This window comes from Porphyrobacter sp. GA68 (genome assembly GCF_022605525.1).
Lineage (GTDB): Bacteria > Pseudomonadota > Alphaproteobacteria > Sphingomonadales > Sphingomonadaceae > Qipengyuania_B.
The window spans coordinates 522,873-539,080 of sequence record NZ_JAKQYJ010000002.1 but is presented as its reverse complement, the minus strand read 5'-3'; the positions used below and the strand labels follow the sequence as shown (position 1 = coordinate 539,080).

Below are 16,208 nucleotides of genomic sequence, written 5' to 3'. Positions count from 1 at the left end.
CGGGCCATCTTTATTCCGCCAGCGGCAGAGCCATGACAAAGCGCGTGCCCGCATCGGGGGTGCTGTCGATCCATAGCTTTCCTTGCATCGCCTGGGCGAGCCGCTGCGCGATGTACAAGCCCAGCCCCAGCCCCTGCGCGTCGGTCCTGCCCAAACGTTCGTACTTGCCGAAAATTTGCTGTTGTTCTTCAGGGGAAATGCCAGCGCCTTGATCGGTGACAGAAATGGCGCCCCCGCCGTCAGTACAATCGATCTGTATCCGGACGTCGGCTGAAGCAGGACCATATTTGATGGCGTTGCTCAGCAGGTTCAACAACACCTGGAGAACGCGGCGCTGGTCGCCGCGAACACAAAGCTGCTTGTCGGCGGAAGGGGTGACAATGTTGACGCCCCGCTCTCTGGCTTGTCCGCTCAACAGCCGGGCGGCCGTGCGCGCGGTGTCCGCCAGATCCACGTTCCCGATGTTGAGGGCCAGCTGATCTGCGTCGATCTGCTGCAGATCCTCAAGATCGCCTACCAGCATTTGCAGGTGTCGACCCGCCGCGATGATGTCGGCGGCATAATCGCTGTATTCCTCTGACACAGGTCCGGCCAATCTGCGCTTGATCGATCCGGCATTCTCGATGATGCGGGAAACCGGACCATGCAGGGACGGCAACAGGCTTGTCGCAACCTCCTGCAGCAGCGCTGGCTCCTCCGCCGACGGGTTAGCGGTTGCCGTCAACGGCGTGAGTGCAACCAGGGACAAGTTGAAGCCGCCTGCCCCGTACTCATCGTTGCCGATCGGATCGAGGTGAGCTTGCCAGGTGCGGTTCGACCCCTTCAGTCGGCACGTCGCGCCATCCAGCAATCGCCAGTGTACGGGCTGTAATCCCATACCGTCATCCAAGGTAACGAACCGCGTCCAGGGCTGACCAAGGCCATCGGTGAAATCCCGCTTCACCAGTTCGAGGTCGCTGCTGCCGGCTTCAACCGAAATGATGTTCTGCGCAGGATCCAACCGCACCGTCATTTCCGCCAATTGGCGCTTGATCCGTGCGCCTTTGTCTTCCGTGTGCGCGAGCTCCTGCTTGTCACGCGGCTGCGCCTGCCATGTCAGGAGCCTGATCGCGCACCCTGTGTTCTTCGGGTCAGTCGATGGTGCGAGTTCGACCAATCCGGTGATCTTGGTGGCATTGGTTAGCGCCGTGAAAGGACGTGTCATGCGAAGGCCGCCCGCGCGTGCCCGGCGGACCAGCGACAGCAGTTCGGGAATGGCGATCGTTCCCGGCATGGTTCCGCCGCAATCCTGCTGCAAGGTGAGCAGCACCTGGTCGGCGCGGATAAGCCGGTCGTCGGCATCGCTGAGACCCTGTGCAGCGGCTTGTTCGTCCTGAGGGAACCTGGTCATAATCCGGTTCCTTCGCCCGTCGCCACTTCTAGAGCAGCCAGAAGTTGTGCGGGTCCTGCGAAAGCCAAGACAGAAAGTACCGGTATGGCCGCCTGGTTGTGCAACAGGATCAGATTGCGCGAAAGCGCCTTCCGCGTGCAGCCCGATGACAGCGCCTCCAGCGCGAACCGGGCCTGTTGTCCCGCGGGCAGGAGCGCAGCGGCATCCACCCACTCCAGTTCGGCACGCTCTGCAAAGGCCGCCAGGAACAGACCGGTGCCGGCCTTTTCCAGCTGCCAGCCCCGCTTGTCCGGATATTCCGGCCGGTTGACCAGAAGCTTGAATAGGGCGTACCGGGTTCCCTCCTCTTGGTAACTAGTCCGCACCTCCTGCTCCACGGCATCGGCAACATCGGTACGCGCCGACGCCGTCCGGCCAATGGCGAGGGCAATGCGGAGCAAATCTGCCGGAAGTTGTTCCAGCGGCAACCGCATGCGCTCCATCGCTCCAAGATGCCGCATCTGCGCGGAAAGACAGGAGGCAGCGGTCCTCGAGGTGATCGCGTCGGCGGACGCGATCATCTCCTGCAACAACCGTGGCAGCAGCGGATCGAGGTCGGCTTCGCGCGCCAGGCGGGTTGTCAGCTGGTATTCCAGGCACAGCGCATGGCAATACGCCAGCAGGCGCGGTTCAGTCATGAGCGCGGCAAGGATTGCGTCAATGCTGTTTGCGGGCGCTTCGCTTGCGTTCTGTCCAAGTTCAGCGCCGGCGAGCTGCTGGGCGAGATGCAGCAGCAGGCCACGGCTGCGGGCGATTAGCTCATCGTTGAACAGGCCACGATCGGACCACCCGATCGCGAAGGCCAGTTGCTGCGCCAGATCGGTGCGCGCTGCGGTCGCGGCGGCGATCAGTTCACGGACGGCCGCATCCGGGTTGGTGGAGCGTGACTGCGGCTTGTGATCAGGCATCGTGACTGGCCCCTACTGCAAGGCTGTCACTCGGTCGTCAGATGCTTTCGCGCTGTCTCATAAAACAACAACAGGACGATGATGGTTACCGTGATCAGCATCGCTACCGGAGCCAGGAAGCCCAGCATATGGCCCAGCAGCAGGATGGTTGTGAGTAGCACCTGGTCGCCGGCCGCGGACGCCAGGTTCGCGGGCAACCTGTGCCTGCCCAACTCCATGGTCCCGCCCAACGCGGCTGCCGTGAACCAGGCGAAAGCCCCGGGCACTGACGGCAGAAATGCTGCGGCCACTATAATGATCAAGGCAGCGGCGTTACCGATCCGCAGGGCGGACCAGAGCCGACGCCGAGATGCGTTGTACAATTCCAGACCCGACACCCGCGCCAGAGTTCGTGCTGCGACGTTCAGCGCACCCGATACGGCCAACACCAGCAAGGCGGCCGCAGTGAGGTTCTGCCATCCCAACGACAGCGCCACTGCCATCAGCGCAAGAGAAGTGGCGGGCAAGGCCACCGGCCAATTGGATGAGGCAAGAAGACGAGGCGCCAGCTTGACTGTGACGCGCTCGATGATTGCCTGAATGGGTGCGGCAAAGCTGACGTTCGCCGCCAAGTTGTCGATCCGATCTGCTTCGATCTGCGCCAGATGCTCGGCATTTCTGACAAGCGTTATCCTCCCGTCCCGCAGGACGCCTGCCTGCAAGTTGACGACGGGCGCGCCGTTCATCAGCGTCAGTCGCAACAGAGATGAGGCAGGGTCAATATCCTCGGGCAGGTGGAGAAGCTCCTGCACGATCTGACCCCGCCCCACCAGAACGCCGGCCCAGGCGCGGTCCGCGTCTATCCGTTCAAAGCCCAGCGGGAGGGCACTGTCGGCCGGCAGGGCCAGCACGATTGGTCCCGACGCCGGCGCTGTTGCCAGCAGATCGGAGTCGCACACCACGCCTCCCGCAAAAACGAGGAGCAGATCGCCGCTGGAGACAAACGCCGGCAAATGCCGGGCTTGGCTAACAACACGCAGATGCACTCCCGCCGCCGCACACAGGTCGCGAAGTGCGGGCAGTTCCCCTGGCGGTTGTTCCGACAGGCAGATGATCCGCTCGCACCCGTCAGCGATCGCCAGCGCCACCTGATGCTGCAGGATGGTACGGCCGGCCAGCGAGTGAGCCCCGCGCACTACTGGGCTGTCCGCTGCATGGAGAGGCTCGGCAGTCAGGAGAGCGATTTTCACGGCCCGGAAACCTACAGGTTCGGGCGGCGAGGACAAGGTTCTGCGCGGTGTCCCTGCGCGCTACTGGCTGCTTTGGAGAGGCCGCTGGCGCTCGAGTAGAGCGACTTGCGCCTCAAGGGATCGAAGCACCGTCGGCTCTCCGGGAGCGGCGGTGACGGCGGCCGTGGCGAGGGCGACCAGTTCGTCCGCATGGAAACTTGCCGCAATGGCGCGCAGGCGAAGTGCCGCCATCTGCCAGTTCGCATCACATCTTGACCGGCGCAGAAGATCGGCCTGCCGCCGGGCGCTGACCAGAAATGCCTGCCGCAGCTCTGCCTGAAGGGCGAGATCGTTGCCGGCTGCCGCCGACAGCGTCATGTCCAAAGCAGAAGGTTCCAAGCTCATCAGTTACCGCATAGGCTTCTTCTGGTTAAAATTGGTTTATCGAGATGAGGAACATGGTAGCTTGCAGCCCATGACCCCACGCCATCCCATCCGCAGCATTCAAACTCACATTGGCTCTATCGAGCCTGATTCTGATCGCCACGGCGGGGCGTCAGAAGACGCCGCAACGGCACAGGACATCGCGGCCGCCGATGAGCCTGTGTGGACAGACGCGGATGCAGAGGCTGAACAGGCTGAGCCGCGCCTTGCAGTCACGCGCGGGGACAAGTGGGTTTCGGCTGGCGCCGCCTTATTCGCGTTGGCCTGGACGGTGCTGTTCATTGCAGGCGCTGGCCCGCAAATTTCCTCAAGCCCAGATGCGGCAGAGTTTGCCGCGCTGATCCAGGGGTGGGCGTTGCCCGTTATCCTCATTGCGGTCCTGTGGCTGTTAGTCATGCGCAGCAGCACGCGCGAGGCGCGCAGATTCGGCAACCTGACCGCCTCGCTGGAACGGCAGACTGTGGTGCTTGAAGAACGGCTGCTGGGGATCAACCGGGAACTGAGCCTCGCCCGCGAGTTCCTGAGTGCAGAGACAAGAGAGCTGGATTATCTCGGCCGCTCAGCGGTGGAACGGATCGGGGAGCACGCAGGCGCGCTGCAGGCGCTGATCCAGCAGAACGGTGCCCAGGTCGATAGCATAGCCAGCGTCAGCAGCGCTGCGCTCGATAACATGAACCGCCTGAGGCAGGAGTTGCCGGTAATCGCCGCCTCCGCCCGCGACATGAGCAACCTGATCGGCAATGTCGGACGCAGCGCGTCTGAACAGATGGGTCTGCTGAAAACAGGCTTTGACGACATGACGCAAGCAGGGCAGGCCAACGAAAGCCAGATCGAAACGCTGAGGAACGAAGCAACGGAAACTGTGGCATTCGTCCGCGAAAGCATAGCGGAACTCGCCGGGCAGGCGCACGACCGGTTGGCCGAGTTGCGTCACCGTACCGAGGATTATCGCCGGACCATGCTGGCCCAGGAGGAGGAAGCCCTGGCGTCGGCCAAGTCCCGCGCGACGCGGTTCGGCAGCGAGCTTTCCGTTTTCCACGCACGTCTGGCAGAAGAGGAAGATGCCCATCTTGCCCGGGTGGAGCAGCGCCTCGTCGCCACTCGCGAACAGATCAGCGCGGTGCATGAAGAGATCGCGTCGCGAACGCAAGAGGCCGATCATGCCGGCCAGCGGCGTCTTGACGCACTGCGCGATTACCTCATCCAGCTCCTCTCGGAAATAGAGCAGTTAGAACGTCAGGCCGACGCCACATCCGGTCAGCGGCTGGGCGTGCTGCGCGACAGCGTGGATCAGGTCGACACCGCCATATCTCAGCGGCTGATCCGTACCGACAAGGAACTTGCGCGGCAGCGGGACGCCTGGGAGGAGGCGGAACAGGCCGCGCTGGCGCGGCAGACCGAACGGCATGACACGCTGGATCAGCAGCTTTCCGCCTACCGGGAACAGCAGGTCGCCCAAACGCTGATGTTGGCAGAGCACAGCGAGGAGATTGCACAGAGGGTAGCGGCGGCTACCGAGCAGATGGGCGAGATCGTCGCCGCAGTGGAGGACGCGCACGCCAGGATAGAAGCGGCGGCGGCAGGGCTGACGACAAGACTGGGCGACGGACGCGAATTGATCGACGAGTCGGACATGGCGCTTACTTCAGTGCTGCAGTCCGGCGAGCGGGTGCAGGCGCTGCTGCAGAACAGCCTGATTCCTGGCAGCGGCGAGTTGCGCGGGACTTTGACCAGCGCTGTTGCTGATCTCGAACATGCGGAGCAGAGCGGCAACATCATCGCCGCGGCCCTGCAAAGCATGAAAGGAACGACCGCTGACATCACCGCGTCACTGGCTGATGCAGCCGAATTGAGCCGGTCGGCAAGCGAGGCAGTGACGTCACTTGGTGGCACCGTGGCGGCTCACCAGCAGGAGCATGCGGCGGCCTTTGAACAATTGCGAAGTGAGCTGGCTGCGCTGGAGGAGCGCGCGGAGGCCACGGCCGAGCATCTGCGTCATTCGTTGCAAAATGCCGGCCTGGCTATCCGCGATGAACTTGCCGCCGCCCTGCAGAATCATGCCGGCGACGACGGTATGGTAGCTTCTCTGGCGGAGCAGGTAGGCACAAGAAGCGCGGAAGCGATCAGCGGTGCCTTGGAAGAAAGCGGGTCGAAGATCGCCGACGAAATGGCCCAGCGGATGCAAACCGCCGCGGAAACCGGGCGTGAAGCCGTGATGCATTTGCGCGATCAGCTTGCGCGGGTGCATGAACTGACAAGCAATCTCGAGGCGCGCATTGCGCGGGCGCGCGAACAGTCGGAAGAGAACGTCGACAACGATTTTTCACGCCGCGTTGCCTTGATTACCGAGCGGCTCAATTCCACCGCAATAGACTTGGACAATCTGCTGTCTGTCGAAGTCAGCGAGACGGCATGGGCATCGTACCTCAAGGGCGACCGCGGGATCTTCACTCGCAAGGTGCTGAAGCTTCTCAACCGCCGGGACACGAAGGAGATCGCTGATCTCTACAATGCGGACAGTGAATTCCGCGATCACGTCAACCGCTATGTCCACGACTTCGAAGCGATGCTGCGTTCGCTGCTGTCCACCCGGAATGGCAACGCGCTGGGCGTTCTCATCCTTAGCTCCGACATGGGCAAGCTGTATGTGGCGCTGGCGCAGTCGATCGAGCGCTTGAGGAACTGAGCGGGGGTTTAATCCTCCAGCAACGCCCGAACTTGCGGCGGTGGTTCAAAGAGGTTGAGATCCTCCGCCTGAACCCAGCCGTTGACGTAGTTCGCGATGTAGATGCCCGTCAGCAGCGCGGCCACCCAGGTCGCGCGCCAGGCAACCGCCCGCGGCCGAAAGTTTGCCGGGGCGCTGTCCGCCTGGCCGGCAGTTTTTGTGATCCCCAGCTCGTCATGGGTTCGCACGCCGAACGGGAGCATCAAGAACGCGACCGCCACCCACACCAGAGCGTAGATGGCGACAACAGAGGTCCATTCCATGACGGCAATATAGGTTCAGAGAGTGACGACGTGAACCTGCGGGTTCTTGCCGCTCCATTGCCGGGCCGTCTGCCTGGCAGCCAATCGCGCAGCTTCGCTGACAGCGGCTGGATCGCCCTTGGCGGCGCCTTTCAGCCGCTGCACGGCCCTGGCGACAGCGGTCTGGGCATCGAGAATGAAGTCGGCATGGTCTTCGTCAAGGGGCAGCCCGAATGCCTCAACCTTGCAGCGGCCCTCTCCTCCGAGCAGCACGACGACCAGACCGTTCTGAGCCATTCGGCGACGTATGGTGATCGCCTCTCCGTCGGCCGGTATGATGATGTCGCCGTCAAGCAGAAGCCGACCGGAACGCACCTCCATCAGCTTCTCGGGTTTGCCCGGCGCGAGCCGGACGATCTGCCCGTTCTTCTGCACGATTGCTTCGGGGACGCCGCTATCGAGAGCCAGCCTCGCCTGTTCCTGCATGTGGCGCATCTCGCCGTGAACCGGGACAAGGATGTCCGGGCGGAGCCAGCCATACATCGCCTCCAGTTCCGGGCGCCCTGGATGGCCGGACACGTGGATGGGGCGCTGCCGGTCCGTCACCATGATGATACCGCGCTGCGCCAGCGTGTTCTGCATTCGGCCGATGGGAATTTCGTTGCCGGGTATCTGCCTGCTGGAGAACAGCACCACATCGCCGCTCGCCAGTTCGATGGGGTGATTGCCTTCCGCCATGCGCGCCAGCGCAGCGCGCGGTTCGCCCTGGCCCCCGGTTGCGAGCACAAGAACCTCTCCGCGCGGAAGGCTCATAGCCTCCTCGAACGTCACCGGATCGGGGAAGTCGGCGAGATACCCGTTGTCGCGGGCCACCTCCAGGATGCGGTCGATCGACCTGCCGGCGATGCAGATCTGGCGCCCGGTTTCCCTCGCTACATCACCCAGGGTCTGCAGGCGGGCCACATTGGAGGCAAAGGTTGTAACGACAACCCGCTTGCCGTCATGCCGCGCTACTTCATCCAGCAACCCCTTGTGAACGGCGCCTTCGGAACCGCTCGGCTCGGGGTTGAAGGCATTGGTGGAGTCGCAGACGAGCGCCAGAACACCCTCGTCCCCGATCTGCCTGAGGTCCGCCGCAGTCGCTGGCTCGCCGACGATGGGATCTTCGTCCAGCTTCCAGTCACCACTATGGAAAACCCGGCCATGCGGGGTGTCGATCAGGAGCGCGTTAGCTTCTGCGATGGAATGCGCCAGCGGGAAATAGGCGAGGTCGAACGGACCAAGGCGGAAGTTTTCGCCTTCTTCGATGATATTCAGCTCAACCGATTGTGTCAGGCCAGCTTCTTTGAGCTTGCGGGCGATGAGGTCGGCGGTGAAGGGGGTGGCGTAAAGCGGTACGCCGAGCTCTTGCGCGAAGTAGGGGATCGCGCCGATGTGGTCTTCGTGCCCGTGGGTCAACACGATGCCCAGCAGCGCGTCCACGCGTTCCTCAATGAACTCAAGGTCGGGCAGCACCAGGTCGACGCCCGGATACTCCCCGCCTGAAAAGGTCATGCCAAGGTCCACCATCAGCCACTTGCCATCGCAGCCGTAAAGGTTGACGTTCATCCCGACCTCGCCAGACCCGCCAAGACTGAGGAAGAGAAGTTCCCGTTCTGGAGTTCCGTCGCGCTTCAAGAGGGTGTCCGTTCGGCGCAGATGGCAAGGCCGTGCAAGGTCAGATCCGGATCAACCGCATCGAACAAATCGGTATGCTGATCGAACAGCAGCGCAAGCCCGCCGGTCGCAATGACCTTCGCCGGCCTGCCTACCTCGGCGCGAAGCCGTGCTACAAGCCCTTCGATCATCGCCACATATCCCCAGAAAATTCCTATACGCATCTGTTCCTCGGTATTGCGCCCGATCACGCTGGCAGCCTCGGGCGGAAGGATGGCGATGCGGGGCAGCTTGGCGGTATTGCTTACCAACGCTTCAAGCGACAGATTGATGCCAGGCGCGATGATCCCACCCTTGTAGGCGCCGCGAAAATCCACCACGTCAAGAGTGGTGGCAGTGCCGAAGTCCAGGATGATGAGGTCGCCGCCATGCCGACGATGTGCGGCAATGGCGTTCAGCGCCCGATCGGCGCCAAGCGACCTTGGTTCTGCCACGTCCAGTTCGATCCCCCAGCCCGCCTCGCCTTCTCCCGCAATCAACGGCTCCACTCCGAAATAGCGGCGCGCAAGAACCGACAAGTTGTGATTGGCCCGTGGCACGACCGAACCGATGATGACCCGGCGGACGTCCTCCCGCGGCACTCCCTCGATGGCGAGCAGTTGAAGCAGCCATACAGCATATTCGTCACCGGTGCGGCGCGGATCGGTGGCTATGCGCCAGCGGGCCCGGATCGTGCGGTCAGCCCGATCATCGCCGTCGAACAGGGCGAAGACGATGTTGGTGTTGCCCGCGTCGATGGCCAGAAGCATTGGTCAGCTTTCCCTGTTCAGCATTACGTCGCCCGCACGGATCAGGCGCGTCTCTCCGGACGTGAGAGCGAGGCGCAAAGAGCCATCCTCTGCCAGACCGGCAAACTCGCCGGCAAGCTGCGACTCTCCGGGCGGCAGCACCGTCAACCGCGTTCCGACCGGGTGCGCCGCCGTTTGCCACCGGCGAATTACCGGCTCCACGCCGTATGTCCGCCATCGGGCAAGCTCTTCGGCCACGCTGTCGGCCAAAGTGGCGGCGAACAGGTCGCGATTGGGAGCCGGGCCATAGCGGGTCAGCGCGGCGGTTTCGCGGCCCGCCACTGCCGGAGCATGAGCGAGATTGACCCCGAAGCCGGCCACCACGCAATCCCCTGCTCGTTCGAGGAGAATACCGGCCAGCTTCGCACCATCAACCATCAGGTCGTTGGGCCATTTGAGTTCCAGCTGAACCGGCCTGGGCAACAGGGTGTGAACCGCTTCATACAAGGCCAGCCCGGCGACGAGCGCCAAGGAAGCTGGCGCCGGATCGCCGGGGGCAAGCCGGATCACGGTGGAACCCATGAAGTTGCCGCATCCGTCCTGCCAGTGCCGGCCCTGACGCCCCCTTCCCGCAGTCTGCCGGTCGGCAATGAGCCATTCACCTTCCGGAACACGCAAGGCGCCCCTGACGCTAGCGAGAAGGTCAGCGTTGGTGGAAGCTGTCGAGGAGACGAACTGCAATCGGCCGGACGAGAGCGTCGCCTGCCTCATGCGAGCGTGAACAGCGACACCGCGGCTTGATTAGACCACGCTCCGAGCCATGGCGTCAGCAGGAAGCCGAGCGGAGAGATGAACAGGGTCGCGATGACCAGAACTGCCCAGTGCGCGGCGGGGCTGCGCGCCACATGCCGCGTGGCTTCAGCGCCGGCAGGTGCGTCGAAGAACATCACCTTGACGAACTTGATGTAATAGAACGCCCCGATCACGCTGGCCGCAATGCCGATCGCGGCAAGCGCCACCAGATCCGCCTGCACCGCTGCCTGGAACACCACGAACTTGGCCCAGAAGCCGAACAGCGGTGGGATGCCAGCGAGGCTGAACATCAGCAGCAGGATGCACCAGGCCAGCGCGGGTTTTGTGCCTGCGAGTCCGGCGATGTCGGCAAAGGTCGAAAGCGGCACCCCGTCGTCGTCGGTCAGCATCAGAAGCGCAACAAAGCTGCCAATGGTCATGGCGGCATAGATCACCAGATAGGTCAGCATCGCGCTCGCTCCGGCGGGGGTGCCGGTGGCCAGTCCGATCAGCAGAAAGCCGACATTGTTGATCGAGCTGTAGGCGAGCACACGTTTCAGGCTTTCCTGCCCGATCGCACCCAGCGCGCCGACCACGATTGAGGCGAGGGCCGCAAAGACCACGATCTGCTGCCAACCGAAAAGTTGTTCGCCAAAGGCGTACAGCGTCATGCGGGCCAGCACCGCGACCGCGGCGATCTTCGGCGCGCTGGCGAAGAAGGTGGTGACAGGCGTTGGCGCACCTTCATAGACATCGGGCGTCCACATGTGGAACGGCACCGCAGACACCTTGAACGCCAGCCCTGCGAGTACGAACACCACTCCAAACAGCGCGCCCGTGCCAAGTTCGCCGGTGAGCGCAGCCCGAATTCCGGCGTAGCTGGTGTTACCCGTGAAGCCATAGACGAGGCTCATGCCGTAAAGCAGTATGCCGCTGGCTAGCGCGCCCAGAACGAAGTATTTTAATCCTGCCTCTGCCGAACGCATGTCGTTGCGTGCGAAACTGGCAAGGACGTAGGAAGACAGGCTGCTGAGCTCGAGCCCGATGTACAAGGTCATGAGATCGACGGCGGACACCATCATTCCCATGCCGACGGCGTTGAACAGCATCAGGACCGCATACTCACCGCGGTAGATACCGCGCCGCTCGAAATAGCGCGGGGTCACGATGAGGCAGGCAATGGTGGACACATAGATCAGCAGCTTTGCAAAACCGGCGAAGGTATCCAGCCGATAGAGCCCGAAAAACGCTTCGGTCTGCGCAAGGCCTGCACCGTTGTTCATTACCGCCGCGGTGAATGCTGTGGCACCGACCAAAGCTGCGACGGAGATGATCGTGACCAAGCGGGCGGCGCGCTGTCCGCCCCACGCCGTCACGAGCAGCAGTAGTAGCGCCGCCGCAGCCAGTCCGATCTCTGCGCCGGCCAGGTAAAAGGATAAGCCGAAGTCCATCAGTGCGCGCCCTCCCCCGCATGCTCTGCGCCAGGCAGCGTGGCCATGGCATTGGCGGATTGTGCGCGCGGCGCGCCCATCACCAGGTTCGCATCACCCGCCGGCGCCGCTCTTGCAAGTCGCGCTTCCAGCATGGCGATATCCTGTCGCATGGGCGCAAGGAAGCTTTCCGGGTAGACGCCCATCCACAACACTGCCGCCGCGATCGGCGCGAGCAGCACCCACTCGCGCGCATTAAGGTCGCGCATGGCTGCGGCATCGGCGTTGCGCTGCTCGCCGTATGCCACGCGCGCATACAGGTACAGCATGTAACCGGCCGCAAGAATGATCCCCGTGGTAAGCACCAGCGCAGCCCAGCTTGAAACCTGATACACGCCTGCGAGGCTCAGAAATTCGGCAACAAAACCGCTTGTCCCCGGTAGACCGATGCTCGCCATGGTGAACAGGAGGAAGAACAGGGCGTAGGCAGGCATGTTGATGGCCAGGCCGCCGTAGCGGGCGATTTCCCGCGTGTGCAGCCGGTCATAGATGACGCCCACGCACAGGAACAGCGCGCCCGATACCAGGCCGTGGCTCAGCATCATCACCATCGCGCCTTCGAGACCCTGTACGTTGAAGGCGAACAGTCCCGCCGTCACGATCGCCATATGCGCCACGCTGGAGTAGGCGATCAGCTTCTTCATGTCGTGCTGCACCAGGGCGATCAGCGAAGTGATCACTATCGCGGCCATGGACAGACCCAGGATCAGCCAGGTGAACTGCGCGCTTGCTTCAGGAAACATGGGCAGGCTGAACCGGATGAACCCGTATCCGCCCATCTTCAGCAGTACCCCTGCCAGGATCACCGAGCCGGCGGTGGGCGCCTGAACATGCGCGTCGGGCAACCACGTATGCACCGGCCACATCGGCATCTTGACCGCGAAGCTGGCGAAAAAGGCCAGCCACAGCCAGGTTTGCGCAGCGGGCGCGAAATCATATTCCATTAGGGCAGGAATGCTGCTGGTTCCGGCGACGTTGACCATCCACAGCATGGCGATCAGCATCAACACCGAGCCGAGCAGCGTGTAGAGGAAGAACTTGTAACTGGCGTAGATCCGGTCGTCGCCGCCCCAGACGCCGATGATGAGATACATCGGGATCAAGCCCGCTTCGAAGAAAATGTAGAACAGGAAGATGTCCTGTGCGGCAAATACGCCGATCATCAGCGCTTCCATGAACAGGAAAGCGGCCATGTATTCGCCTACACGCGTGCGGATCGCTTCCCAGCTGGCGAGGATGCAGAACGGCATCAAGAATACGCTGAGCATGATAAGCATCAAGGCGATGCCATCCACACCCAGTGCCCAGCTGAACCCCGCGAACAGGGGGGCATACTCCTGGAACTGCCATTGCGCGCCGCCGATGTCGAAATTGAGCCACAGGACGATGCCCAGCAACAGGTTGATCAGCGTTGCGCCAAGCGCGATGAGCCGCGCCGGACGGGCGTCGACCAGCAGGCAAGCGATGCCCGCAATGAGCGGCACCAGCAGCATCAGCGAAAGGATTGGCAAGCCCCCCATTACACGAGCACCCACGTAACCGCGCCGACCAAGCCCAGCAGCATCACGAGCGCGTAGCTGTACAGGTAGCCGTTCTGCAGCTTCTTGGCGGCAAAGCTGCCTTGCTGAACCGCCCAGGCTGCTCCGTTCGGGCCAAAGCGATCAATGATGCCGACATCGCCGCGTTGCCACAGCTGGCGACCCAGCCAAAATGCGGGGCGCACAAAGATCGCCCGATAGAGATCATCGAAATACCACTTGTTGTAGAACAGGCGGTAGATCGGCCCCATCTGCTCCGCCGTCTTGGCCGGAATGGACGTGTCGCGGATATAAGCGAACCACGCGAAGGCGAGGCCCAGCACCATTGCAATCGTCGCCGCCAGCTTGACAGGCAGCGGCACCGCGTGAAGCGCATGGATCAACGCCTCGTTGTAGTAGATCGAACCGTTCCAGAACCTGGCGCCATCGATGAATTGCGGTGCGAATGCGAAGCCTGCCGCAATCGCGCCCAGCGTCAGCACGCCGAGCGGGACCAGCATGGACACGGGGCTCTCGTGCGGATGATATCCGGCGGTTCCCTCGTGCTGATCGGGGCCGGGCACATCGTGCGGACTGCCCATGTCGGCGCTTTCCTGTCGAGGAGGATTGCCTTCTTCGGGTGAGTGGTGCCCGTGACCGACGGCATGCTGAATGTGTTCGCTCTCGCTCCACCTTGGCCGGCCCCAGAACGTCAGGAACATCAGCCGCCAGCTGTAGAAGCTCGTCAGCAGGGCAACCAGCGTTCCGGTCCAGAAGGCAAACGTCGCCATGTCCGTGCCGCGAGCGAACGCCGCTTCCAGAATGGCGTCCTTGGAGTGGAAGCCGGCGAACCCACCGATGCCGTAGATGCCCACGCCAGTTATCGCCAGCGTTCCGAACAGCATGGCCCAGAATGTCAGTGGAATGTGCCGGCGCAGAGCCCCGTAATACCGCATGTCCTGCTCGTGGTGCATGGCGTGGATAACGGACCCTGCGCCCAGAAACAGCAGTGCCTTGAAGAAGGCGTGCGTAAAAAGGTGGAACATGGCAACGCCGTAGGCGCCGACGCCGGCGGCGAAGAACATGTAGCCAAGCTGCGAGCAGGTTGAATAGGCGATCACTCGCTTGATGTCCCACTGCGTCATGCCGACCGTGGCGGCGAACAGGCAGGTGGCCGCGCCGATGAAGGTTACCAGCGCGAGCGCAACCGGCGCCGCTTCGAACATGGGGGATAGCCGGCACACCATGAACACACCGGCCGTGACCATGGTGGCCGCATGGATCAGGGCGGATACCGGCGTTGGCCCCTCCATAGCATCGGGAAGCCACGTATGCAGGCCCAACTGTGCCGACTTGCCCATCGCACCGATGAACAGCAGGATGCACAGCACGTCCATCGTCTGCAGGCGCATGCCAAGGAAGCCTATCGTGGCGCCGCTCATCCCCGCAGCAGCCGCATTGATCTCGGTCAGGGATGTGGTGCCGAACACCAGATAGGTGCCAAAGATGCCGAGCATGAAGCCCAGATCGCCTACGCGATTGACCACAAAAGCTTTGATCGCCGCCGCATTGGCTGAAGGCTTGCGGAACCAGAAGCCGATCAGCAGATAGCTCGCCAGCCCCACGCCTTCCCAGCCGAAGAACATCTGGACGAGGTTGTCAGCCGTTACCAGCATCAGCATGGCAAAGGTAAACAGCGACAGATAGGCGAAGAAGCGCGGCTGGTCCGGGTCTTCCGCCATGTACCCCCAGGAGTAGATGTGGACCAGAGCCGACACGGTGGTGATCACCACCAGCATTACCGCGGTCAGCGTGTCGACGCGCAGCGCCCAGTCAAACGTCAGTGTGCCTGACTGCACCCATTGGGCTACCGGCACGACGGACGGCTGCGCGGTACCGTTGAGGAAGCCCAAGAATATCGGCCACGACAGGACGCACGACAGGATCAGCGCGCCCGTGGTCACACTCTTGGCAAACACGCTTGGCAGGTGCTTGTTGGGCAGCCCCGCGACCAGCGCTGCCAGCAACGGCAGGAAGACGATCAACAATATCGGCTGCACTGGTGCCCTACCCTTTCAACCGATCGACATCATCGACCGCAATGGTGCCGCGTCCGCGGAAATAGATGACCAGAATGGCGAGGCCGATCGCCGCTTCCGCCGCCGCAACCGTCAGAACGAACATGGCGAAGATCTGGCCAGCCAGATCGTTCAGGAAGGCGCTGAACGCGACCAGGTTGATGTTCACTGCCAGCAGGATGAGTTCGATCGCCATCAGGATGACAATCACATTCTTCCGGTTGAGGAAGATGCCCAGAACACCCAGCACGAACAGGATCGTGCCGACGATGATGTAATGCTCCACGCCGATCACAGCTCCACCCCTTCACCGGTCGCAGGCTGCCGCATGATGGTGGCATCCTCGGGCCTTCGGGCGATCTGTCGCGCGATGTCCTGGCGCCCTGACGAACCTTCGCGCTTGCGGTGCGTCAGCACGATGGCGCCGATCATGGCGACCAGAAGGACCAGGCCGGCCGCCTCGAACAGGAACAGGTAACGGGAGTAGAGCAGTATTCCCAGCGCGGTTATGTTGCTCACCCCAGCAACCGGCGCGGTGGCGCCGCCCGCCGTGCCGAGGTCGATCGCCCCCGCCTGCCACGCGCCGATGCCAAGGATCAGTTCCGCCAGCAGCACCAGCGCAATGGCAATGCCGAGCGGAAAGTTCTTGATAAAGCCGCTGCGCAACTCGGCGAAATCGATATCGAGCATCATGACGACGAACAGGAACAGGACCGCCACGGCGCCGACATAGACGATCACCAGAAGTACGGCGATGAACTCCGCACCAACCAGCACCATCAAGCCTGCGGCATTGAAGAACGCCAGGATCAGCCACAGCACCGAATGAACCGGGTTGCGCGCCATGATCACCATCACCGCACTGGTGATGACAATGGTTGCGAACAGATAAAAGGCGATGGCCTGGATCAAACTAGAAAACTACCCTTCT

General features: G+C 62.6%; 14 protein-coding genes. 1 reads left to right on the top strand and 13 read right to left on the bottom strand.

Going from position 1 to position 16,208, the window contains the following annotated elements; genetic code table 11:
- Positions 1–10 precede the first annotated feature (10 nt).
- From LHJ54_RS10355 to LHJ54_RS10340, 4 genes are read right to left on the bottom strand one after another with little or no spacing between them, the layout of a single operon-like run.
- Positions 11–1,390 carry a sensor histidine kinase KdpD gene (locus tag LHJ54_RS10355; RefSeq protein ID WP_228243817.1) on the bottom strand — a complete coding sequence of 460 codons (1,380 nt, stop codon included), beginning with the start codon at positions 1,388–1,390 and terminating at the stop codon, positions 11–13.
- A complete protein-coding gene (locus tag LHJ54_RS10350) occupies positions 1,387–2,337 on the bottom strand; it encodes a hypothetical protein (protein WP_228243816.1) in 951 nt (316 codons plus the stop codon). The genes LHJ54_RS10355 and LHJ54_RS10350 overlap by 4 nt, the downstream gene beginning before the upstream one ends.
- A gap of 26 nt (positions 2,338–2,363) precedes the next feature.
- Positions 2,364–3,566, bottom strand: a complete 1,203-nt coding sequence (locus LHJ54_RS10345) for a hypothetical protein (RefSeq protein WP_228243815.1) — start codon at positions 3,564–3,566, stop codon at positions 2,364–2,366.
- 60 nt (positions 3,567–3,626) lie between these two features.
- On the bottom strand, positions 3,627–3,950 hold the full coding sequence (locus LHJ54_RS10340; protein WP_228243814.1) for an Hpt domain-containing protein: 324 nt from the start codon (positions 3,948–3,950) through the stop codon (positions 3,627–3,629).
- Positions 3,951–4,020: 70 nt separating this feature from the next.
- On the opposite strand from LHJ54_RS10340, the gene LHJ54_RS10335 reads away from it, so the two are divergent.
- Positions 4,021–6,675 carry a hypothetical protein gene (locus tag LHJ54_RS10335; protein ID WP_228243813.1) on the top strand — a complete coding sequence of 885 codons (2,655 nt, stop codon included), beginning with the start codon at positions 4,021–4,023 and terminating at the stop codon, positions 6,673–6,675.
- Between the two features lie 8 nt (positions 6,676–6,683).
- Here the strand turns inward: LHJ54_RS10335 and LHJ54_RS10330 are convergent, their stop codons facing one another.
- The 9 genes from LHJ54_RS10330 to LHJ54_RS10290 are packed head-to-tail and all read right to left on the bottom strand — an operon-like array spanning position 6,684 to position 16,189.
- On the bottom strand, positions 6,684–6,977 hold the full coding sequence (locus LHJ54_RS10330; RefSeq protein WP_228243812.1) for a DUF1467 family protein: 294 nt from the start codon (positions 6,975–6,977) through the stop codon (positions 6,684–6,686).
- 15 nt (positions 6,978–6,992) lie between these two features.
- Positions 6,993–8,633 carry a ribonuclease J gene (locus LHJ54_RS10325; protein ID WP_228243811.1) on the bottom strand — a complete coding sequence of 547 codons (1,641 nt, stop codon included), beginning with the start codon at positions 8,631–8,633 and terminating at the stop codon, positions 6,993–6,995.
- Positions 8,630–9,421, bottom strand: coding sequence for a type III pantothenate kinase (locus tag LHJ54_RS10320; RefSeq protein WP_228243810.1), 792 nt, complete (start codon positions 9,419–9,421; stop codon positions 8,630–8,632). Before LHJ54_RS10320 ends, LHJ54_RS10325 begins: the two co-directional genes overlap by 4 nt.
- A 3-nt stretch (positions 9,422–9,424) precedes the next feature.
- Positions 9,425–10,171 carry a biotin--[acetyl-CoA-carboxylase] ligase gene (locus LHJ54_RS10315; protein WP_228243809.1) on the bottom strand — a complete coding sequence of 249 codons (747 nt, stop codon included), beginning with the start codon at positions 10,169–10,171 and terminating at the stop codon, positions 9,425–9,427.
- Positions 10,168–11,643 (bottom strand): NADH-quinone oxidoreductase subunit NuoN, encoded by a 1,476-nt coding sequence (gene nuoN / locus LHJ54_RS10310; RefSeq protein WP_228243808.1) that lies wholly within the window; start codon positions 11,641–11,643, stop codon positions 10,168–10,170. The genes LHJ54_RS10315 and nuoN overlap by 4 nt, the downstream gene beginning before the upstream one ends.
- Entirely contained in the window at positions 11,643–13,202 is a 1,560-nt protein-coding gene (locus tag LHJ54_RS10305; protein WP_228243807.1) for an NADH-quinone oxidoreductase subunit M, read from the bottom strand. Before LHJ54_RS10305 ends, nuoN begins: the two co-directional genes overlap by 1 nt.
- On the bottom strand, positions 13,202–15,259 hold the full coding sequence (nuoL, locus tag LHJ54_RS10300) for an NADH-quinone oxidoreductase subunit L (protein WP_228243806.1): 2,058 nt from the start codon (positions 15,257–15,259) through the stop codon (positions 13,202–13,204). The genes LHJ54_RS10305 and nuoL overlap by 1 nt, the downstream gene beginning before the upstream one ends.
- Positions 15,260–15,266: 7 nt before the next feature.
- Positions 15,267–15,572 (bottom strand): NADH-quinone oxidoreductase subunit NuoK, encoded by a 306-nt coding sequence (gene nuoK / locus LHJ54_RS10295; RefSeq protein WP_228243805.1) that lies wholly within the window; start codon positions 15,570–15,572, stop codon positions 15,267–15,269.
- A complete protein-coding gene (locus LHJ54_RS10290) occupies positions 15,569–16,189 on the bottom strand; it encodes an NADH-quinone oxidoreductase subunit J (RefSeq protein ID WP_228243803.1) in 621 nt (206 codons plus the stop codon). The genes nuoK and LHJ54_RS10290 overlap by 4 nt, the downstream gene beginning before the upstream one ends.
- Between the last annotated feature and the right edge of the window lie 19 nt (positions 16,190–16,208).